Origin of the sequence: Tessaracoccus sp. SD287 (genome assembly GCF_017355265.1) — a bacterium.
In the GTDB taxonomy this organism is placed as follows: domain Bacteria; phylum Actinomycetota; class Actinomycetes; order Propionibacteriales; family Propionibacteriaceae; genus Aestuariimicrobium.
The window spans coordinates 16,869-31,769 of the sequence record NZ_JADIJQ010000022.1; the positions used below are offsets into that span (position 1 = coordinate 16,869).

Here is a 14,901-nt window from a genome sequence, read left to right on the forward strand (position 1 = left end):
CGACCGGGCGCCCTCACCGGCCGGACTCGCCCGGCAACCCGGCCACGAACACCCCGAGCCGCCGCAGGCCCTCTTCCAGGTCCTGCCGCGACGCGGCGTAGGACAACCGGACGTGACGCTCACCGGTGTGGGTGCCGAAGTCGCGTCCGGGTGTCAGCGCCACGTGCGCCTCGGACAGGGCCCGCTCGCAGAACTCCCAGGCGTCCAGTCCGGTGCCCGAGACGTCGACGTACACGTAGAACGCTCCATCGGGGACGACCGGCACCGGCAGGTCGATGGTGGCCAGGCGAGCGACCACCAGCTCGCGGCGGGCCAGGAGTTCCTCACGTCGCTGCTCACAGATGGCCAAGGACTCAGGGGTGAAGGCGGCCAGCGCCGCCATCTGCGCCGGGGCTGAGGCGCACAGGAAGTAGTTGGTAGCCAGGGTTTCGACCACCGGCACCAGCGCCTCGGGCAGCACCGCCCACCCCAGCCTCCACCCGGTCATGCCGAAGTACTTGGAGAAGCTGTTGACGACGATGGCGTCCGGGTCGATCGACAGGACGGTCCGCGCCGGCGTGCCGTCGGCGGACGGGTCGGACAGGTCCAGGTAGATCTCGTCGACGATCCGCCAGGCGCCGCGCTGCTGGGCCAGGTCACAGATGGCCGCCAGCTCGTCGAACGGGATCGAGGTGCCGGTCGGGTTCGACGGGGTGGCCACCATCACGGCACTGGTCCGCTCGGTCCAGGCCGCCGCCACCCCGGCGGCCTCCAACTGGAAGCGGGTCGCAGCAGTCGTCGGCACGGTGACCACGCGCCCGCCGAAACTGGTGATGAACTGCCGGTTGCACGGATAGGACGGGTCGGCCATCACCACCTCGTCACCGGCCTCGGTCGTGGCGGCGGCCACCAGCAGCAGGGCGGACGAGGCACCCGAGGTGATGATGATCCGCCCCGGGTCGACCGCCACGCCGTGCCGGTCGCGGTAGAACCCGGCGATCGCCGTCCGCAGGGCGGGCAGCCCCATCGCCGGGGTGTAGGGCAGCGGTCGGCCGTCCATCACCTCACGCATCGCCGTCCGCACCGCCGGTGGTGCCCCGAAGTCGGGCTCCCCCAGGCTGAGCGTGACCACGTCGTGGCCGGCGGCCCGCAGGTCGGCGGCCTGCGCCGTGAACGCCATGGCGTGGAACGGTTCGGCGGTCCGGGCCCGGTCGGAGATCTTCATGGTGTGGGCAGCGGCTCAGGCCAGGGAGGCCTTGACCTTGGCGGCGACCGCACCGCCCTGGGCACGGCCGGCCACCCGGGCGTTGACCGCCCGCACGATGCCGCCCATCTGCTTCATGGTGGGCTTCTCACCGGCAGCAGCCTCGGCGGCCGCCACCTCCTCGGCGACGATCGCGTCCAGCTCGTCCTCGGTCAACGGCGCGGGCAGGTACTGCTGCAGGAACTCGGCCTCGGCCGACTCCTTCTCGGCCAGCTCGGGGCGGCCGCCGTCGGTGTAGGCCTGGGCCGAGTCCCGGCGCTTGCTGACCTCCTTGGTGACGATGGCGACCTCCTCGTCGTTGGTCAGGGCACGGGCGCTCTCGCCGGCCACCTCCTCGACGCCGATCGCGGCGATCGCCATGCGCAGGTTCGACTTCGCGGCGACATCCTTGGCCTTCATCGCGGTCACCAGATCGGCCTTCAGCCGGTCCTTGAGCTCTGCCATGGGCATTCCTTTCGTCGGGTGCCAGTCTGTCACGCGGCCACCCGGACGCGCATGGTCCATACTGTCGGTGCCGTCGCGCTACCGTGAGCGTGCACCGACGCACGCAGAGGAGCATGACATGGCGCAGATGATGATCATCATGGCCGTGCTCGCCGTGATCCTCGCCATCCGTGTGATCAGCAAGCCGGGCGAGGCGAAGCGACTGGGCCTGCGCGCCGCCGACTGGCTCGGCATCGGCTCCGAGCCCGAGCAGGTCACCGCCGCACCGCGGCATGCCCTCGAATCGGCCCAGTCGCAGCAGTTGCGTCGCGCCGCGGCCATCCGTGGCTTCACCTCGGTCGCCGAGCAGTACGGGGCCCTGCGCACCGACATCGCTGACTACATCAACCACTACGCGCTGTTCGATGCCACCGTGGCGACCACGGCAGCCTTCGACACCTCGTATGCGCGGCTGGCCCACTCGGACCTGGACACCATCGACGTCACCGTCCTGGAGGGCTGGGTGGCCGACCTGCGCGCCACCTGGCAGCGGGCTCTGGACCACGCCCAACGCCACGGCGCCGCCGCGCTCGGTGACGCCAAGCAGGGTGCGCGAGCCGCCAAGCTCGCCGAGAAGGCCAAGTCAGTGACCGGCGCCGAGTTCGACGCGACCATGCAGGCGCTGCGCGCCATCCTGGACGTCCTCGGTGTGGTGCTGCCCCGCCAGGCCCTGCAGCGCCTCGAAGCCTCGCACCGCCCCGAGATCACCGGCTGAGGGGTCGCGATGGGTGCGCGCAGGTGGTGGGCAGCCACGATCAGCCTGGTCCTGCTGCTGCTGGCGGCGGGATGCAGTTCCCCCGCGGACGACGGCCGCCTGCAGGTCTATGCCACCACCGGCCACCTGGCCGATGCCGTGCGCACCATCGCCCCGAACGCGCACGTCTCGACCATGGTGGGCCCCGGCGGCGACCCGCACACCTACCAGCCCTCGACCCGCGACATCGCGACCATCCACGGCGCCGACGTGGTCTTCTGGATCGGTCTGCACCTCGAGGCCCAGATGGACGACCAGCTGCGCAGCCTCGGACGACGCCAGGTGGCGGTCGGCGAGCAACTTCCCGCCGACCTGCTGCTGGACCTGCCCAGCACCGACAGCAGCGGCCGCCCCCTGCACGACCCGCACGTCTGGAACAGCCCCCGGGCGTGGTCCCTGGTGATCAGCTACGTCGCCGACAAGCTCAGCGAGATCGACCCCGGCCGGGCCGCCGAGTACGCCCGCAATGCCGCCCAGTACCGCAGCCAACTGGACGAGGTGCACCGGCAGGCGTCCGAACTGCTGGCCACGGTGCGGCCGCCGCGGATGCTGATCAGCGGCCACGACGCCTTCGGCTACTTCGGCGCGACCTACGACCTGGACGTGCGCGCCACCGACTTCGTGTCCACCGAGGCCAGGCTCAGCGCCCGCCAGCTCAGCGCGCTGGCGACGGTGATCGCCGAGAACCGGGTGCCGGTCATCTTCCAGGACAACCAGGCCAACCCGCAGGCGATCACCAGCCTGACCGAGGCCGTCCATGCCCTGGGGTGGGACGTCCGCGTCTCCGACAAGCAACTGCACGCCGACTCCCTGGGCGCCGAACCCGAGGTCGACACCCACCTGGAAGTCTTCCTGCACAACGCGCGAGCCATCGCCGAAGCCCTGGGGGAACCCCGATGAACCCACCCGTGCCGGCCTGCCGCACCGTCAACCTGAGCGTCGCCTACCGACGCGACCCGGTGCTGCGCCGGGTCGACTTCGAGGCACCCGCCGGGGTGGTGATGGGCGTGATCGGGCCCAATGGGGCCGGCAAGTCGACCCTGCTCAAGGCGATGCTCGGCCTGGTCACCCCCCTGACCGGACACTCGGAGTTCTTCGGGCAGCGCCTCGACGCGGTGCGCCGCCGGGTCGGGTACATGCCTCAGGCCACCACCGTCGACTGGGACTTCCCCACCACCGTCGCCGACGTGGTCCTGATGGGCACCTACGGCGGTCTGGGCTGGTTCCGACGACCCGGCCGTGCCGAACGTCAGCGGGCCGCCGACGCCCTGGACCAGACCGGCATGGCCGACCTGGCCACCCGACAGATCGGCGAACTGTCCGGGGGGCAGCGCCAACGCGTCTTCCTGGCCCGGGCGTTGGCGCAGCAGCCCGACCTGTACTTCATGGACGAGCCCTTCCAGGGCATCGACGCCCGCAGCCAGCAGGCCATCGTTGAGGTGCTGCACCGGTTGCGCGCCGAGGGCCGCACCGTGGTCATCGTCCATCACGACCTGGCCACCGTGAAGGACTACTGCGACCAGGTCACCCTGCTCAATCGGCGCATCGTCGCCGCCGGCCCGGTCGACGAGGTGTTCACCAAGGCCAACATCCGCACCACCTACGAGGTGGCCACCGAGGACGACGCCTTTCTGGGGTTCGCGCTGTGACCCCCGTCGAGTTCTTCTCCGACCACACCTATCGAACGGTGTTCCTGGGCACGGCGGTGATCGGGCTGGTCGCCGGGGCGTTGGGAGGGTTCGCCTACCTGCGCAAGCAGTCCCTGATCAGTGACGTCATCTCCCATGCCTCCCTGCCGGGCACCCTGGTGGCGTTCCTGTTCTGCGTGGTCGTGCTCGGCACCGACGGACGCAACATGGTGGCCCTGATCGTCGGCGCGGTGCTGCTCGGCACCGCGGCGGTGGCCGCAGCCAACGGCATCGCGGAGGGATCGCTGCTCAAGATCGACACCGCCATGGCCGTGGTGCTGACCACCTTCTTCGCTGGGGGAATGCTGCTGCTGCGCCTGATCAGCCGCGGCGACTACCCCGGCAAGGGCGGCATCCAGGACTACCTGTTCGGCAACGCCTCGGTGATCACCACCGCCGACCTGGTCACCAGCGTCGTCGTCGGGGCCGCCGCGCTGGTGATCATGCTGGTGTTCTGGAAGGAGTTCGCGCTGCGCACCTTTGACCCGGCCTACTCCACGGTGCTGGGCATCAACCGGCGTGTGGTCGACGCCCTGATGTTCACCACCATCGTGGTGGGCACCGTCATCGGGGTGAAGGCGGTCGGGCTGGTGTTGATGGTCGCCTTCGTGGTCACTCCCCCGGCCGCTGCCCGCCAGTGGACCCGCACCCTGCCGGCCATGGTCGCCCTGTCGGCGGCGATCGGTGGCATCGGCAGCGGCGTCGGTGCCTACCTGTCCATCTGGCTCGGCGACGTGCCCACCGGTCCGCTGGTGGTGGTGGTGCTGTTCACGATCTTCGCCGTCTCGATGCTGGCCGCCCCGCGGCGCAGCATCCTGGTCCGGGCGATCGGGCGCGCCCGGCTGCGCTCGGCGCTGCGCCGGGAACTGCTGTCCGAGGACCCCCGATGAGCTTCCTGGTCGGCATCATGCTGCTGGCGCTGGTGACGGCCCTGGCCTGCGCCCTGCCGGGGGTCTTCATCGTGCTGCGCAAGGACTCCATGCTGGTCGACGCCATTGGCCATGCGGTGCTGCCCGGCATCGTCGTCGGCTACGCGCTGACCCGCGACCTCGAGTCCCCGCTGCTGATCCTCGGCGCCGCCGTGGCCGGGCTGGTGGTCGTCCTGGGCAGCGAGTGGCTCACCCGCACCCGCCTGCTCGCCGGTGACGCCCCGCAGGGCCTGGTCTTCCCGGCGCTGTTCAGTGCCGGGGTGATCCTGGTCAGCCTCGACTTCGCCGGCATCCACCTCGACACCCACGCGGTGCTGGTGGGCGACCTGAACCTGGCCGCCTTCGCCCAGGTCTACGTCGACGGCGTCTCCATCGGGCCGCGCTACCTGTACGTGATGCTCGCCGTGCTGGCCCTGGTGGTGGGCTTCATCGGGCTCACCTACCGACGCCTGAAGCTCGCCACCTTCGACCCGCAGTTCGCCACCACCCTGGGGATGCGCACCGGACTGCTGAACACCGCCTTCATGTTCCTGGTCTCGCTGACGGTCACCGCCTCCTTCCACGCCGCCGGGGCGATCCTGGTGCTGGCGCTGGTGGTCGTCCCCGCCGCGACCGCACACCTGGTCACCCACCGGCTGGGGTCCATGCTCGCCGTCACGGCCGCGGTCGCGGCCGGCGGCGCCATGGCCGGGTTCTGGATCAGTTTCGCCCTGGACGCCGCCACCAGCGCCGGCATGGCCCTGGTGCAGGGGTTGTTGTTCGCGGTGGTGCTGGCCGGCGTCGGGTTGGCCCGCGGCCGGGAACGGCGTCGGCACCGCAGCGACTAGAGTCGTGGGTGGTCTGGGCCGGTTCCCTCCCCACCGGAAACGTCGCCCGCTGACCGGAAAGGCACAATGTCCTCGCTGTGGAAGGTGCTTCGGCACGTCGACGAACTGCGCTCCTACTACCTGTTCATCGCCCTGGCGTCGGTGCTGATGGCCGCCACCGCGCTGGCCTCCCCGTTCCTGCTGCAGGGGGCCACCGACCACGTCGTCGCCCGCCTGCAGGGCCAGGACGCGGCGATCTCGGTGGTCGTGTGGTTCGCCGTCGGCATCCTGGTCGCCGAACTGGCCAACGCCGTGCTGAGCAACTGGGGCGGCTACCTGGGCGACGTGATGTCGATGCGGATGCGCGCCATCCTGTCGTCGCGCTACTACGCCAAGCTGCTGCGGCTGCCGCAGCGCTACTTCGACAACACCCTGTCGGGCACCGTGATTGCCCGGCTGACCCGGTCGATCACCGAACTGACCAACTTCCTGCAGTCGATGAGCAACAGCTTCCTGCCGATGCTGCTCACCCTGGGTGCAGCGCTGGTGGTCACCGGCTACCACTACTGGCCGCTGGCGGTGCTGCTGGTGCTGATCTTCCCGCTCTACACCTGGCTGACGGCGCTGACCAGCGGACGCTGGCAGCGCTATGAGAAGCAGAAGAACGAGCACGTCGACATCGCCGGCGGCGCCTTCGCCGAGGTGATCGCCCAGATGCGTGTGGTCAAGAGCTTCGTGGCCCAGCGCCGCGAACTCGACCGCTTCGACCACGAGTACGAGCAGACGATCGACCTGACCCGTCCGCAGTCGCGCTGGTGGCACCAGATGGACCTGCTGCGGCGCACCAGCCTGGCCCTGGTCTTCTTCGGCATCAACGTGCTCATCCTGATCCAGACCATGCAGGGCAATTTCAGCATCGGCACCATGGTGATGCTGATCCAACTGGTGGGCATGGCCAAGGCCCCGGTGGCGAACATGAGCTACCTGGTCGACACCGCGCAGCGTGCGATCGCCGGCTCCCGTGACTACTTCGCGGTGTTGGAGGAGGACGACGAGCCAGGCGCCACCCTGGACCCCCAGGTTGCCGTCGCCCCGCTGCCGGTCCCCGTGCCCGGTGCCCCGGCGGTCGCCTTCCACCGGGTCAGCTTCGGCTACGACGACGGCCCCGACGTGCTCAGCGACATCAACCTGACCGTGCACCCCGGCCAACGCATCGCGCTGGTGGGTGAGTCCGGTGGCGGCAAGAGCACCCTGATCAACTTGTTGATGGGCCTGTTCCCGCCGCGTGCGGGCAGCATCGAGGTCTTCGGCGCCCCCCACGTCGAGCACGGGCTGGACGCCCTGCGCCGCCGCGTCGGGGTGGTCTTCCAGGATGCCTCACTGTTCTCGGGCACGATCGAGGACAACATCCGTTACGGTGCCCCGCAGGCCAGCCACGAGCAGGTCCGCGAGGCCGCGGCGCGGGCCAACGCCGCCGACTTCATCGAACGCTTCCCCGAGGGCTACCAGACCCTGATCGGGGAACGCGGCCTGAAGCTGTCGGGCGGCCAGAAGCAGCGCATCGCCGTGGCCCGGGCCATGCTGAAGGACGCCCCGATCCTGGTGCTGGACGAGGCCACCAGCGCCCTGGACACCAAGTCGGAGCGGCTCGTCCAGGCCGGGCTGGAGCAGCTGATGGTCAACCGGACCAGCGTCATCATCGCCCACCGCCTGTCGACCATCGCCACCGTCGACCAGATCATCACCCTGCGTGAGGGTCGCATCGACGAGGTCGGCACCCCCGCCGAGCTGGCGGCCAGTGGGGGCATCTACGCCGAACTGCTCGCCCTGCAGGAATCGGGCACCAAGGCCGACCGCAAACGACTGCAGAGCTTCGACATTCTGCGTTGAGCGTGAAGGGACCCATGACCGGCACCACCACCGACACCACCAGCCACACCGACCTGGTCATCGGCGCATTGAGCGACGAGCAGGTCGAGCGCTACTTCGCCACCACCGACCGCGGTCGGGCCGCCGCCGCCCTGCGCGCCGAGCGTCGGGCCGACCTTGACTGCGACCACCCCGCCCAACCCGCCGAACTGCGCGAGGCCGAGCAGGCCTCGGCCGCCGCCGCCCCGGTGGCGCGGACGCTGGGCACGGTGCTGACGACGCTGTTCATGCTCACCGGGTGGGGGTTCCTGCTGATGGGTGGTGTGGGCATCGTGCTGGGTCTGCTGGACGGGGCGCGCAACCCGTTCACCGGCCGCTGGCGGTTCACGGGGGCGGCGTCGGTCCTGGTGATCGGTTCGGCCGCCTGCCTGGCGCTGGCCTGCCTGCTGTGGGCCGTGCGGGAGGCGGTGGAGGCCCATGTCGACCGCGCCCGTGAAAAGGTGCTGGTCGCGTGGGCCGTCGAGCGGCCCGGCCAACTCGGCCGCGGCATCCCCGCCCTGCGGACCGACGCCGGCTCCGGTGTCATCGTGGTCCCACTGCTGCGGGTGGTGGCGGTGCTGCTCGGCGTCGGCGGAGTGTTCATCGCGCCGGTGGCCAAGGTCGCCGCACTGATCGCTCTGGGCACGCTCGACTGGGACTTCCTGCTGGTCATGCTGGGGCTGGCTGCCGTGGGACTGGTGGCGGTCACCCTGGCCTGGCTGCTGTGGCGGGCCACCGGTGTGCTGCGCGGCAGGGACCTGCGGCGCCGGCGTGCCCTGGCCGGACGGTTCGTCGCCGACCAGGACGCGGCTCAGCAGTAGCTCAGCGCCGGGTCGTGGCCTTGGGCCGGACGACCTTCTGCGCCTGCCAGTGGTCGGACACGTCGACCGGTGTGGTCAGTGCCATCCCGGCGGTGTTCACACCCTCGGCGATGTCCTGGGCGTTGACGTGGCCGGGACGCCCCACCTTCGGGGTCATCAACCAAATCACCCCCGTCGTGGACAGGTCGGTCAGTGAGTCGACCAGACCGTCGGCGACGTCACCGTCCTCGTCGCGCCACCACAGCAGCACGGCGTCGACCGCCTCGACAGCCTCTTCGACCAGGTCGTCGTCGATGGCGTCCATCACCGCCGTCCGAAGTCCTTCGTCCACGTCGGCATCCCATCCGAGCTCCTGGACGGCCATTCCTTCAGTCAGACTCATTGCCGTCCGAACTCCAAGTTCCCGCTCTGTCGCGGCCACCACCTGTGCCCAACCCTCCTGCTGCTGTCGTCCCCGCTGATCAGGGACATCCATTGTGGGAACCAGACTGCCAGAGATCGGACCCGACGCGAAAGACGGGGTCCACCCCAGCCGCCCAGCCGACCAACCCGTGGGACGCCACAGGGCCCGCCCCCGAGGGAGCGGACCCTGTGGTGATCGGCGCAGAGCGACTCAGGCGTCGCCGCCGGCGGTCCCCGAGGTGCCGGCGTTCACGTCCAGCAGCTTGTACTTCTCGGCCGCCTGCTGCGCCCACTCGGCAGGGACCTCGCCGCGCTTGGCGAGCAACTGCAGGGTGCGCACCGCCAACGACGGACCGTCGATGTGCAGGTGGCGGCGGGCCGCGGCGCGGGTGTCGGAGAAGCCGAAGCCGTCGGCACCCAACGAGGCGAAGTCGCCGGGCACCCACTGGGCGATCTGGTCCTGGACCTGGCGCATGTAGTCGCTGACGGCCAGCACCGGGCCGGGACGATCCTGCAGCGCCTGGGTGACGTAGGGCACCCGGTTCCCCTCGGTGGGGTGCAGGAACGCCTGCTCGTCGCAGATCATGGCCTCGCGGCGCAGCTCGGACCAGCTGGTGACCGACCAGACGTCGGCGACCACCCCGAAGTCCTGCTTGAGCAGCTCCTGGGCCTCCAGGGCCCACGGCAGACCCACGCCGGAGGCGAGCAGCTGGGCGCGGCGCGCGTCCTCACCGACACCCTCGAAGCTGCCCTCCTTGAACAGGTACATGCCCTTGAGCAGGCCCTCGACGTCCAGGTTCTCCGGCTCGGCGGGCTGCTGCATCGGCTCGTTGTACATGGTCAGGTAGTAGATGACGTCCTCGGCGTTCTCGCCGTACATCCGGCGCAGGCCGTCCTGCATGATGTGCGCGATCTCGTAGCCGAAGGCCGGGTCGTAGGCCAGCACCGCCGGGTTGGTGGCAGCCATCAGCGGCGAGTGGCCGTCCATGTGCTGGGTGCCCTCACCGGTCAGGGTGGTCTTGCCTGCGGTGGCACCGATCAGGAAGCCGCGCGACAACTGGTCGGCGGCCGCCCAGATGAAGTCGGCGGTGCGCTGGAAACCAAACATCGAGTAGAAGATGTAGATCGGCACCATCGGCACGCCGTGGGTGGCGTAGGCCGAGCCGGCAGCGGTGAAGGCCGCGACCGAACCAGCCTCGTTGATGCCGGTGTGCAGGATCTGCCCGTTGGTGGCCTCACGGTAGGCGAGCATCAGCTCGTGGTCGACCGGGGTGTAGTTCTGGCCGTGCGGGTTGTAGATCTTGATCGTCGGGAAGAACGAGTCCATGCCGAAGGTGCGGGCCTCGTCAGGAATGATCGGCACGACGTGCGGGGCGAACTCCTTGTCCCGCATCAGGTCCTTCAGCAGCCGGACGAAGGCCATCGTGGTGGCAATCTTCTGGTTGCCCGACCCCTTCTTGACGCTGGCGTAGGACTTGTCCTCGGGCAGCTTGATCGGCTTGGGCTTCTCGCGGCGCTCGGGCAGGCTCCCGCCCAGTTCGGCGCGGCGCGCCTTCATGAACTTGATCCGCGGGTCGTCGTTGCCGGGGTGGTAGTACGGGGCCGCGTACGGATCCTCCTCCAGCACCTTGTCGCTGATCGGGATGCGCAGCCGGTCACGGAAGTTCTTCAGGTCCTCCAGCGACAGCTTCTTCATCTGGTGGGTTGCGTTGCGTCCGGCGAAGTGCTTGCCCACCATGTAGCCCTTGATGGTCTGGGCCAGGATCACGGTGGGGGCACCGGTGAACTCGGTGGCGCTCTTGTAGGCCGCGTAGACCTTCTGGTAGTCGTGACCACCACGCGAGAGGCGCCAGATGCGCTCGTCGGACCAGTCGCGGACCATGGCAGCAGTCCGGGGGTCACGGTTGAAGAAGTGCTCGCGCACGTAGGCGCCGTCGTTGGCCTTGTAGGTCTGGTAGTCGCCGTCGGTGGTGGCGTTCATCAGGTTGACCAGGGCGCCGTCGGTGTCCTGGGACAGCAGCTCGTCCCACTCGCGACCCCAGATGACCTTGATGACGTTCCAGCCGGCGCCGCGGAAGAATGCCTCGAGCTCCTGGATGATCTTGCCGTTGCCACGGACCGGACCGTCGAGACGCTGCAGGTTGCAGTTGATCACGAAGTTCAGGTTGTCGAGTTCCTCGTTGGCCGCCAGCTGCAGGAAGCCGCGCGATTCGGGCTCGTCCATCTCGCCGTCGCCAAGGAAGGCCCACACGTTCTGCTGTGAGGTGTCCTTGATGCCGCGGTTGTGCAGGTAGCGGTTGAACTGCGCCTGGTAGATCGCGTTCATGGGGCCGATGCCCATCGACACGGTGGGGAACTCCCAGAAGTCGGGCATCTGGCGGGGGTGCGGGTAGGAGGGCAGGCCGTAGGGCTTGCCGTCCTTGAGCGCCGAGAACTCCTGGCGGAAGCCGTCCATGCGCTTCTCGTCGAGGCGACCCTCGAGGAAGGCGCGGGCGTACATGCCGGGGCTGGCGTGGCCCTGGAAGAAGATCTGGTCGCCGCCGCCGGGGTGGTCCTTGCCGCGCCAGAAGTGGTTCATGCCCACCTCGTACAGGGTGGCCGCCGAGGCGTAGGTGGAAATGTGGCCGCCGACGCTGATGTGGGGGCGCTGGGCGCGGTGCACCATGATGGCGGCGTTCCAGCGCAGCATCCTGCGCACCTGCAGTTCCATGTCCTCGTCGCCGGGGTACTCGGGTTCCTGCCCCGGGGCGATGGTGTTCACGTAATCGGTGCTGGTCAGCGACGGGACACCGATCTGGCGCTCGCGGGAGCGTTCCAGCAGCCGCAGCATCAGGTAGCGCGCACGGTTGCGGCCACCACTTTCAATGGCGCCCTCGAGCGAATCCATCCATTCCCGGGTCTCCTCCGGATCGGTGTCCGGCAGGTTCGTCGGGAGGCCGTTCAGGATCGGGCCAACTTCATCGCGTTGCCTCACGCTCGCAGTCCTTTCATCGTGACTGCCGTTCAGCCTACCCGTGGGGTCCTTTGCGGTGCCAACGCCCCGAGAAACCGCCACACTGATTGCCATGTCGACCATGGAGTTCCGCCCGGCCCGCGCCGAGGAGTGGGAGCAGGCCCGCGACCTGCGCCTCGAGATGCTGGCCGACACCCCCATTGCCTACCTGCAGACGTGGGACGACGCTGCCGCGACCCCCGACGAGGTGTGGCGACGCCAGCACCAGGAGCGTCTGGCGATGCCGCGCACTGCCGCCGTCTTCGTGGCGGTCGACGGGCAGGGACGCTGGCGCGGGCAGGCTGCCACCATGGTCAACGTGTTCAGTCGCCCGGTGCGGGTGTGGCTGGGTGCCGTCTACCTGGCACCCGAGGTGCGTGGCAGCGGTGCTGCCGAGCGGCTGGTGGGCCTGGCCGAGGACTGGACCCGTGAAAGCGGCCACGACGAGATCTTCCTCGAGGTCAATGAGCACAACCAGCGAGCGATCAGGTTCTATGAGCGCACTGGCTGGCGACTGACCGGCCAGCGGCGCCCCTACCCCCTGGACCCGACCATGGACGAGTTGGAGATGCGCAAGGCGCTGTGAACCCTTTCGCGTCACGCGGGTGCTCAGCGGGAGGTGAACTCGAGCAGACGGTCGAGCGGCCAGGTGGTGATGATCCGGTCGGGGTCGATGCCCTGGGCCTCGGCGCGGGCAGCCCCGTACTGCAGGAAGTCGAGCTGGCCGGGGGCATGGGCGTCGGTGTCGATGCTGAACAGGCAGCCCATCTCGTCAGCCAGCGCCAGCAGGTCGTCGGGCGGGTCGCAGCGCTCGGGCCGGGAGTTGATCTCGACGGCCACGGAGTAGTCGATGCAGGCCTGGAAGACCAGTTCCGCGTCGAACCGGGACTGGTCACGGGTGCCGCGTCCGCCCTCGACCAGACGCCCGGTGCAGTGGCCCAGCACGTTGGTGCGGGGGTGGGCGATGGCAGTGACCATCCGGCGGGTCATGGCGTCGGGGTCCATCTTCAGCTTGGAGTGCACCGAGGCCACCACCACGTCCAACTGGTCGAGCAGCTCGGGGGTCTGGTCCAGCGTGCCGTCGTCGAGGATGTCGACCTCAATGCCCCGCAGGATGCGCACCTGACGGGTGGCCTGCACCTGCTCGATCTCGGCCCACTGTTGCTGCAGGCGTTCGGGGCTGAGGCCGTTGGCGACCCGCAGTCGGGGCGAGTGGTCGGTGATGGCCTGGTACTCGCGGCCCAGGCGTTCAGCGACGGCCACCATCTCGGCCAGGGGTGAACCGCCGTCGGACCACAGGGTGTGGCTGTGCAGGTCACCCCTCAGCAGACCGAACAGGTCGGACGTGGCCAGCGGGATCGCGCCGGCACTGCGCAGGGCCGTCAGCGTGTCGGCCACTCCCCCGTCCAGCGCCGCCGTGATCACCGCACCCGTCGACTTGCCCACGCCGGCCACCTGCTGGACCCCACCGGGTGACTCGTGCAGCAGGACGAGGTCCTCGGGGTCCAGTCCGGCGATGGCGTCCGCGGCCTTGCGGTAGGCCTCGACGCGGCGGGTCTCCTGCCGGGAGCGCTCCATCCAGAATGCGGTCTCGCGCAGGTGGTCGACGGCGGTGGCGGCCAGGGTGGCCGGGGTGGTGCTCATCACCGCAGCCTAGGTGGTGGCCGCGCCGCTGGGCGTGTTGACGTCGTCGCCGGGTCGTGTTGACGAAACTGCTGCCCGGACCCGTCCATACTCAGTGAAGGGGGTGGACATGGAGCCCGAGGCCTACGCCGAACTGGTCCGCAGTGAGCAGGCCGGCCTGCTGCGGCTGGCCTGGGCGCTCACCCGCGACACCCATCTGGCCCATGACCTGGCGCAGGAGACGCTGGTCCGGGGCTTTGTGAAGCGACGCCTGGTCGAGAAGGCCGACTCGCCGCGTGCCTACCTGCGCACGATCATGCTCAACCTGTGGCGGGGACGACGTCCGCGACCCGAGCATCCTGCCGACCACCCACCGGAGCGCCCCACCATCGATGGCCACCACCTCGAACGCGCCAGTCTGGCGGCGGCCCTGGCCACCTTGCCGCAACAGCAACGGGCGGTCGTGGCGCTGAGACACCTTGACGACCTGTCCGTGCGGGAGACGGCCACCGTCCTGGGTTGCAGTGAGCAGACCGTCACCACCCAGTGCTCTCGGGCGTTGGCGCGGCTGCGGACCCACACCGAGCTTGCTGACCTGCTGGAGGACTGAACCATGCCCATCCTGAGAGACCTCGTTCCCGACATCGATCCGATTGACCCGATCGAGGTCGCCAACGCGGGGCGCCGGCGCCTGCTGCGTCACCGGGTCTTCGGCGCCGGTGCCGCTGCCGTGGTGGCGGTGGCTGCCTTCACCGTGGCAACCCAACTGGTGCCGGTGCGCGACCAGGCGGTCCTTGCGACCACGGCCACCCCCAGCGCCACCGGGAGCCGGCTTGTGACCAGTCACCCCAGCACGTCAACCGACAGGTCAGCAGGTTCCCCCACCTCGTTCCCCGCAGGCTGCCCGTCGCCGAAATCCACCCCCGGATTCGTCGAGATCCCTGCCTACACGGCGATGCTCTACTGGCACGGCAAGATCTACACCCAGACGGACGAGCCCGGCACGCCTGGGGAGCGACTCGGAACGGTGCCCTGCAATATCGTCGAGATCCAGGATCGTGCCCGCCGGGTCTGGGATGGGCCTTGGCCGAACGGCTCCAGCACGATTGGCAAGGTCGGCGCACCCATCCACGTCCAGCAGGGCAGCGATCCAAATTGCGAGATCACCATGCCAGCCATCAGGGTCGGGCATCGACCCACCCCCACCGAGGCAGACGTCTGGCTGGTCTATCGCGCCAAGGACTGCTGACCC

At 69.4% G+C, this 14,901-nt stretch carries 15 protein-coding genes; 10 read left to right on the forward strand and 5 right to left on the reverse strand.

What is annotated here, in order from left to right; all coding sequences use genetic code 11:
- Positions 1-13: 13 nt before the first annotated feature.
- Together IPV09_RS09760 and IPV09_RS09765 are read right to left on the reverse strand one after the other, a co-directional pair.
- The gene (locus IPV09_RS09760) at positions 14-1,204 is read right to left on the reverse strand and encodes an aminotransferase class I/II-fold pyridoxal phosphate-dependent enzyme (RefSeq protein ID WP_207475053.1); all 1,191 of its coding nucleotides are present in this window, start codon (positions 1,202-1,204) and stop codon (positions 14-16) included.
- 15 nt (positions 1,205-1,219) lie between these two features.
- Complete coding sequence (locus tag IPV09_RS09765; RefSeq protein ID WP_207475054.1) at positions 1,220-1,687, reverse strand: GatB/YqeY domain-containing protein; 468 nt, start codon at positions 1,685-1,687, stop codon at positions 1,220-1,222.
- 118 nt (positions 1,688-1,805) lie between these two features.
- Between IPV09_RS09765 and IPV09_RS09770 the strand changes: the two genes are divergently transcribed.
- From IPV09_RS09770 to IPV09_RS09800, 7 genes are all read left to right on the forward strand, one after another.
- Positions 1,806-2,441 carry a hypothetical protein gene (locus tag IPV09_RS09770; RefSeq protein ID WP_207475055.1) on the forward strand — a complete coding sequence of 212 codons (636 nt, stop codon included), beginning with the start codon at positions 1,806-1,808 and terminating at the stop codon, positions 2,439-2,441.
- Positions 2,442-2,450: 9 nt separating this feature from the next.
- Positions 2,451-3,380: a metal ABC transporter substrate-binding protein gene (locus IPV09_RS09775; RefSeq protein ID WP_207475056.1), complete on the forward strand. Its 930-nt coding sequence runs from the start codon at positions 2,451-2,453 to the stop codon at positions 3,378-3,380.
- Entirely contained in the window at positions 3,377-4,129 is a 753-nt protein-coding gene (locus IPV09_RS09780) for a metal ABC transporter ATP-binding protein (RefSeq protein ID WP_207475057.1), read from the forward strand. The genes IPV09_RS09775 and IPV09_RS09780 overlap by 4 nt, the downstream gene beginning before the upstream one ends.
- Positions 4,126-5,058, forward strand: coding sequence for a metal ABC transporter permease (locus IPV09_RS09785; RefSeq protein ID WP_207475058.1), 933 nt, complete (start codon positions 4,126-4,128; stop codon positions 5,056-5,058). The genes IPV09_RS09780 and IPV09_RS09785 overlap by 4 nt, the downstream gene beginning before the upstream one ends.
- Positions 5,055-5,924, forward strand: coding sequence for a metal ABC transporter permease (locus tag IPV09_RS09790; protein ID WP_207475059.1), 870 nt, complete (start codon positions 5,055-5,057; stop codon positions 5,922-5,924). Before IPV09_RS09785 ends, IPV09_RS09790 begins: the two co-directional genes overlap by 4 nt.
- Before the next feature lie 66 nt (positions 5,925-5,990).
- Complete coding sequence (locus tag IPV09_RS09795; protein ID WP_207475060.1) at positions 5,991-7,793, forward strand: ABC transporter ATP-binding protein; 1,803 nt, start codon at positions 5,991-5,993, stop codon at positions 7,791-7,793.
- Positions 7,794-7,807: 14 nt separating this feature from the next.
- A complete protein-coding gene (locus IPV09_RS09800) occupies positions 7,808-8,632 on the forward strand; it encodes a hypothetical protein (RefSeq protein ID WP_207475061.1) in 825 nt (274 codons plus the stop codon).
- Between the two features lies 1 nt (position 8,633).
- Here the strand turns inward: IPV09_RS09800 and IPV09_RS09805 are convergent, their stop codons facing one another.
- Both IPV09_RS09805 and aceE read right to left on the reverse strand, forming a co-directional pair.
- Positions 8,634-9,014: a DUF3052 domain-containing protein gene (locus tag IPV09_RS09805; RefSeq protein ID WP_207475062.1), complete on the reverse strand. Its 381-nt coding sequence runs from the start codon at positions 9,012-9,014 to the stop codon at positions 8,634-8,636.
- Between the two features lie 231 nt (positions 9,015-9,245).
- On the reverse strand, positions 9,246-12,008 hold the full coding sequence (aceE, locus tag IPV09_RS09810; protein WP_370590276.1) for a pyruvate dehydrogenase (acetyl-transferring), homodimeric type: 2,763 nt from the start codon (positions 12,006-12,008) through the stop codon (positions 9,246-9,248).
- Between the two features lie 91 nt (positions 12,009-12,099).
- Here aceE and IPV09_RS09815 point away from each other — a divergent pair, with 91 nt between their 5' ends.
- Complete coding sequence (locus IPV09_RS09815) at positions 12,100-12,612, forward strand: GNAT family N-acetyltransferase (protein ID WP_207475064.1); 513 nt, start codon at positions 12,100-12,102, stop codon at positions 12,610-12,612.
- 23 nt (positions 12,613-12,635) lie between these two features.
- Here the strand turns inward: IPV09_RS09815 and IPV09_RS09820 are convergent, their stop codons facing one another.
- Positions 12,636-13,670 carry a PHP domain-containing protein gene (locus IPV09_RS09820; protein WP_207475065.1) on the reverse strand — a complete coding sequence of 345 codons (1,035 nt, stop codon included), beginning with the start codon at positions 13,668-13,670 and terminating at the stop codon, positions 12,636-12,638.
- A 109-nt stretch (positions 13,671-13,779) separates the two neighbouring features.
- Here IPV09_RS09820 and IPV09_RS09825 point away from each other — a divergent pair, with 109 nt between their 5' ends.
- Both IPV09_RS09825 and IPV09_RS09830 read left to right on the forward strand, forming a co-directional pair.
- Positions 13,780-14,259, forward strand: coding sequence for a sigma-70 family RNA polymerase sigma factor (locus IPV09_RS09825; protein WP_207475066.1), 480 nt, complete (start codon positions 13,780-13,782; stop codon positions 14,257-14,259).
- Between the two features lie 3 nt (positions 14,260-14,262).
- Complete coding sequence (locus tag IPV09_RS09830; protein WP_207475067.1) at positions 14,263-14,898, forward strand: hypothetical protein; 636 nt, start codon at positions 14,263-14,265, stop codon at positions 14,896-14,898.
- Positions 14,899-14,901: the final 3 nt, after the last annotated feature.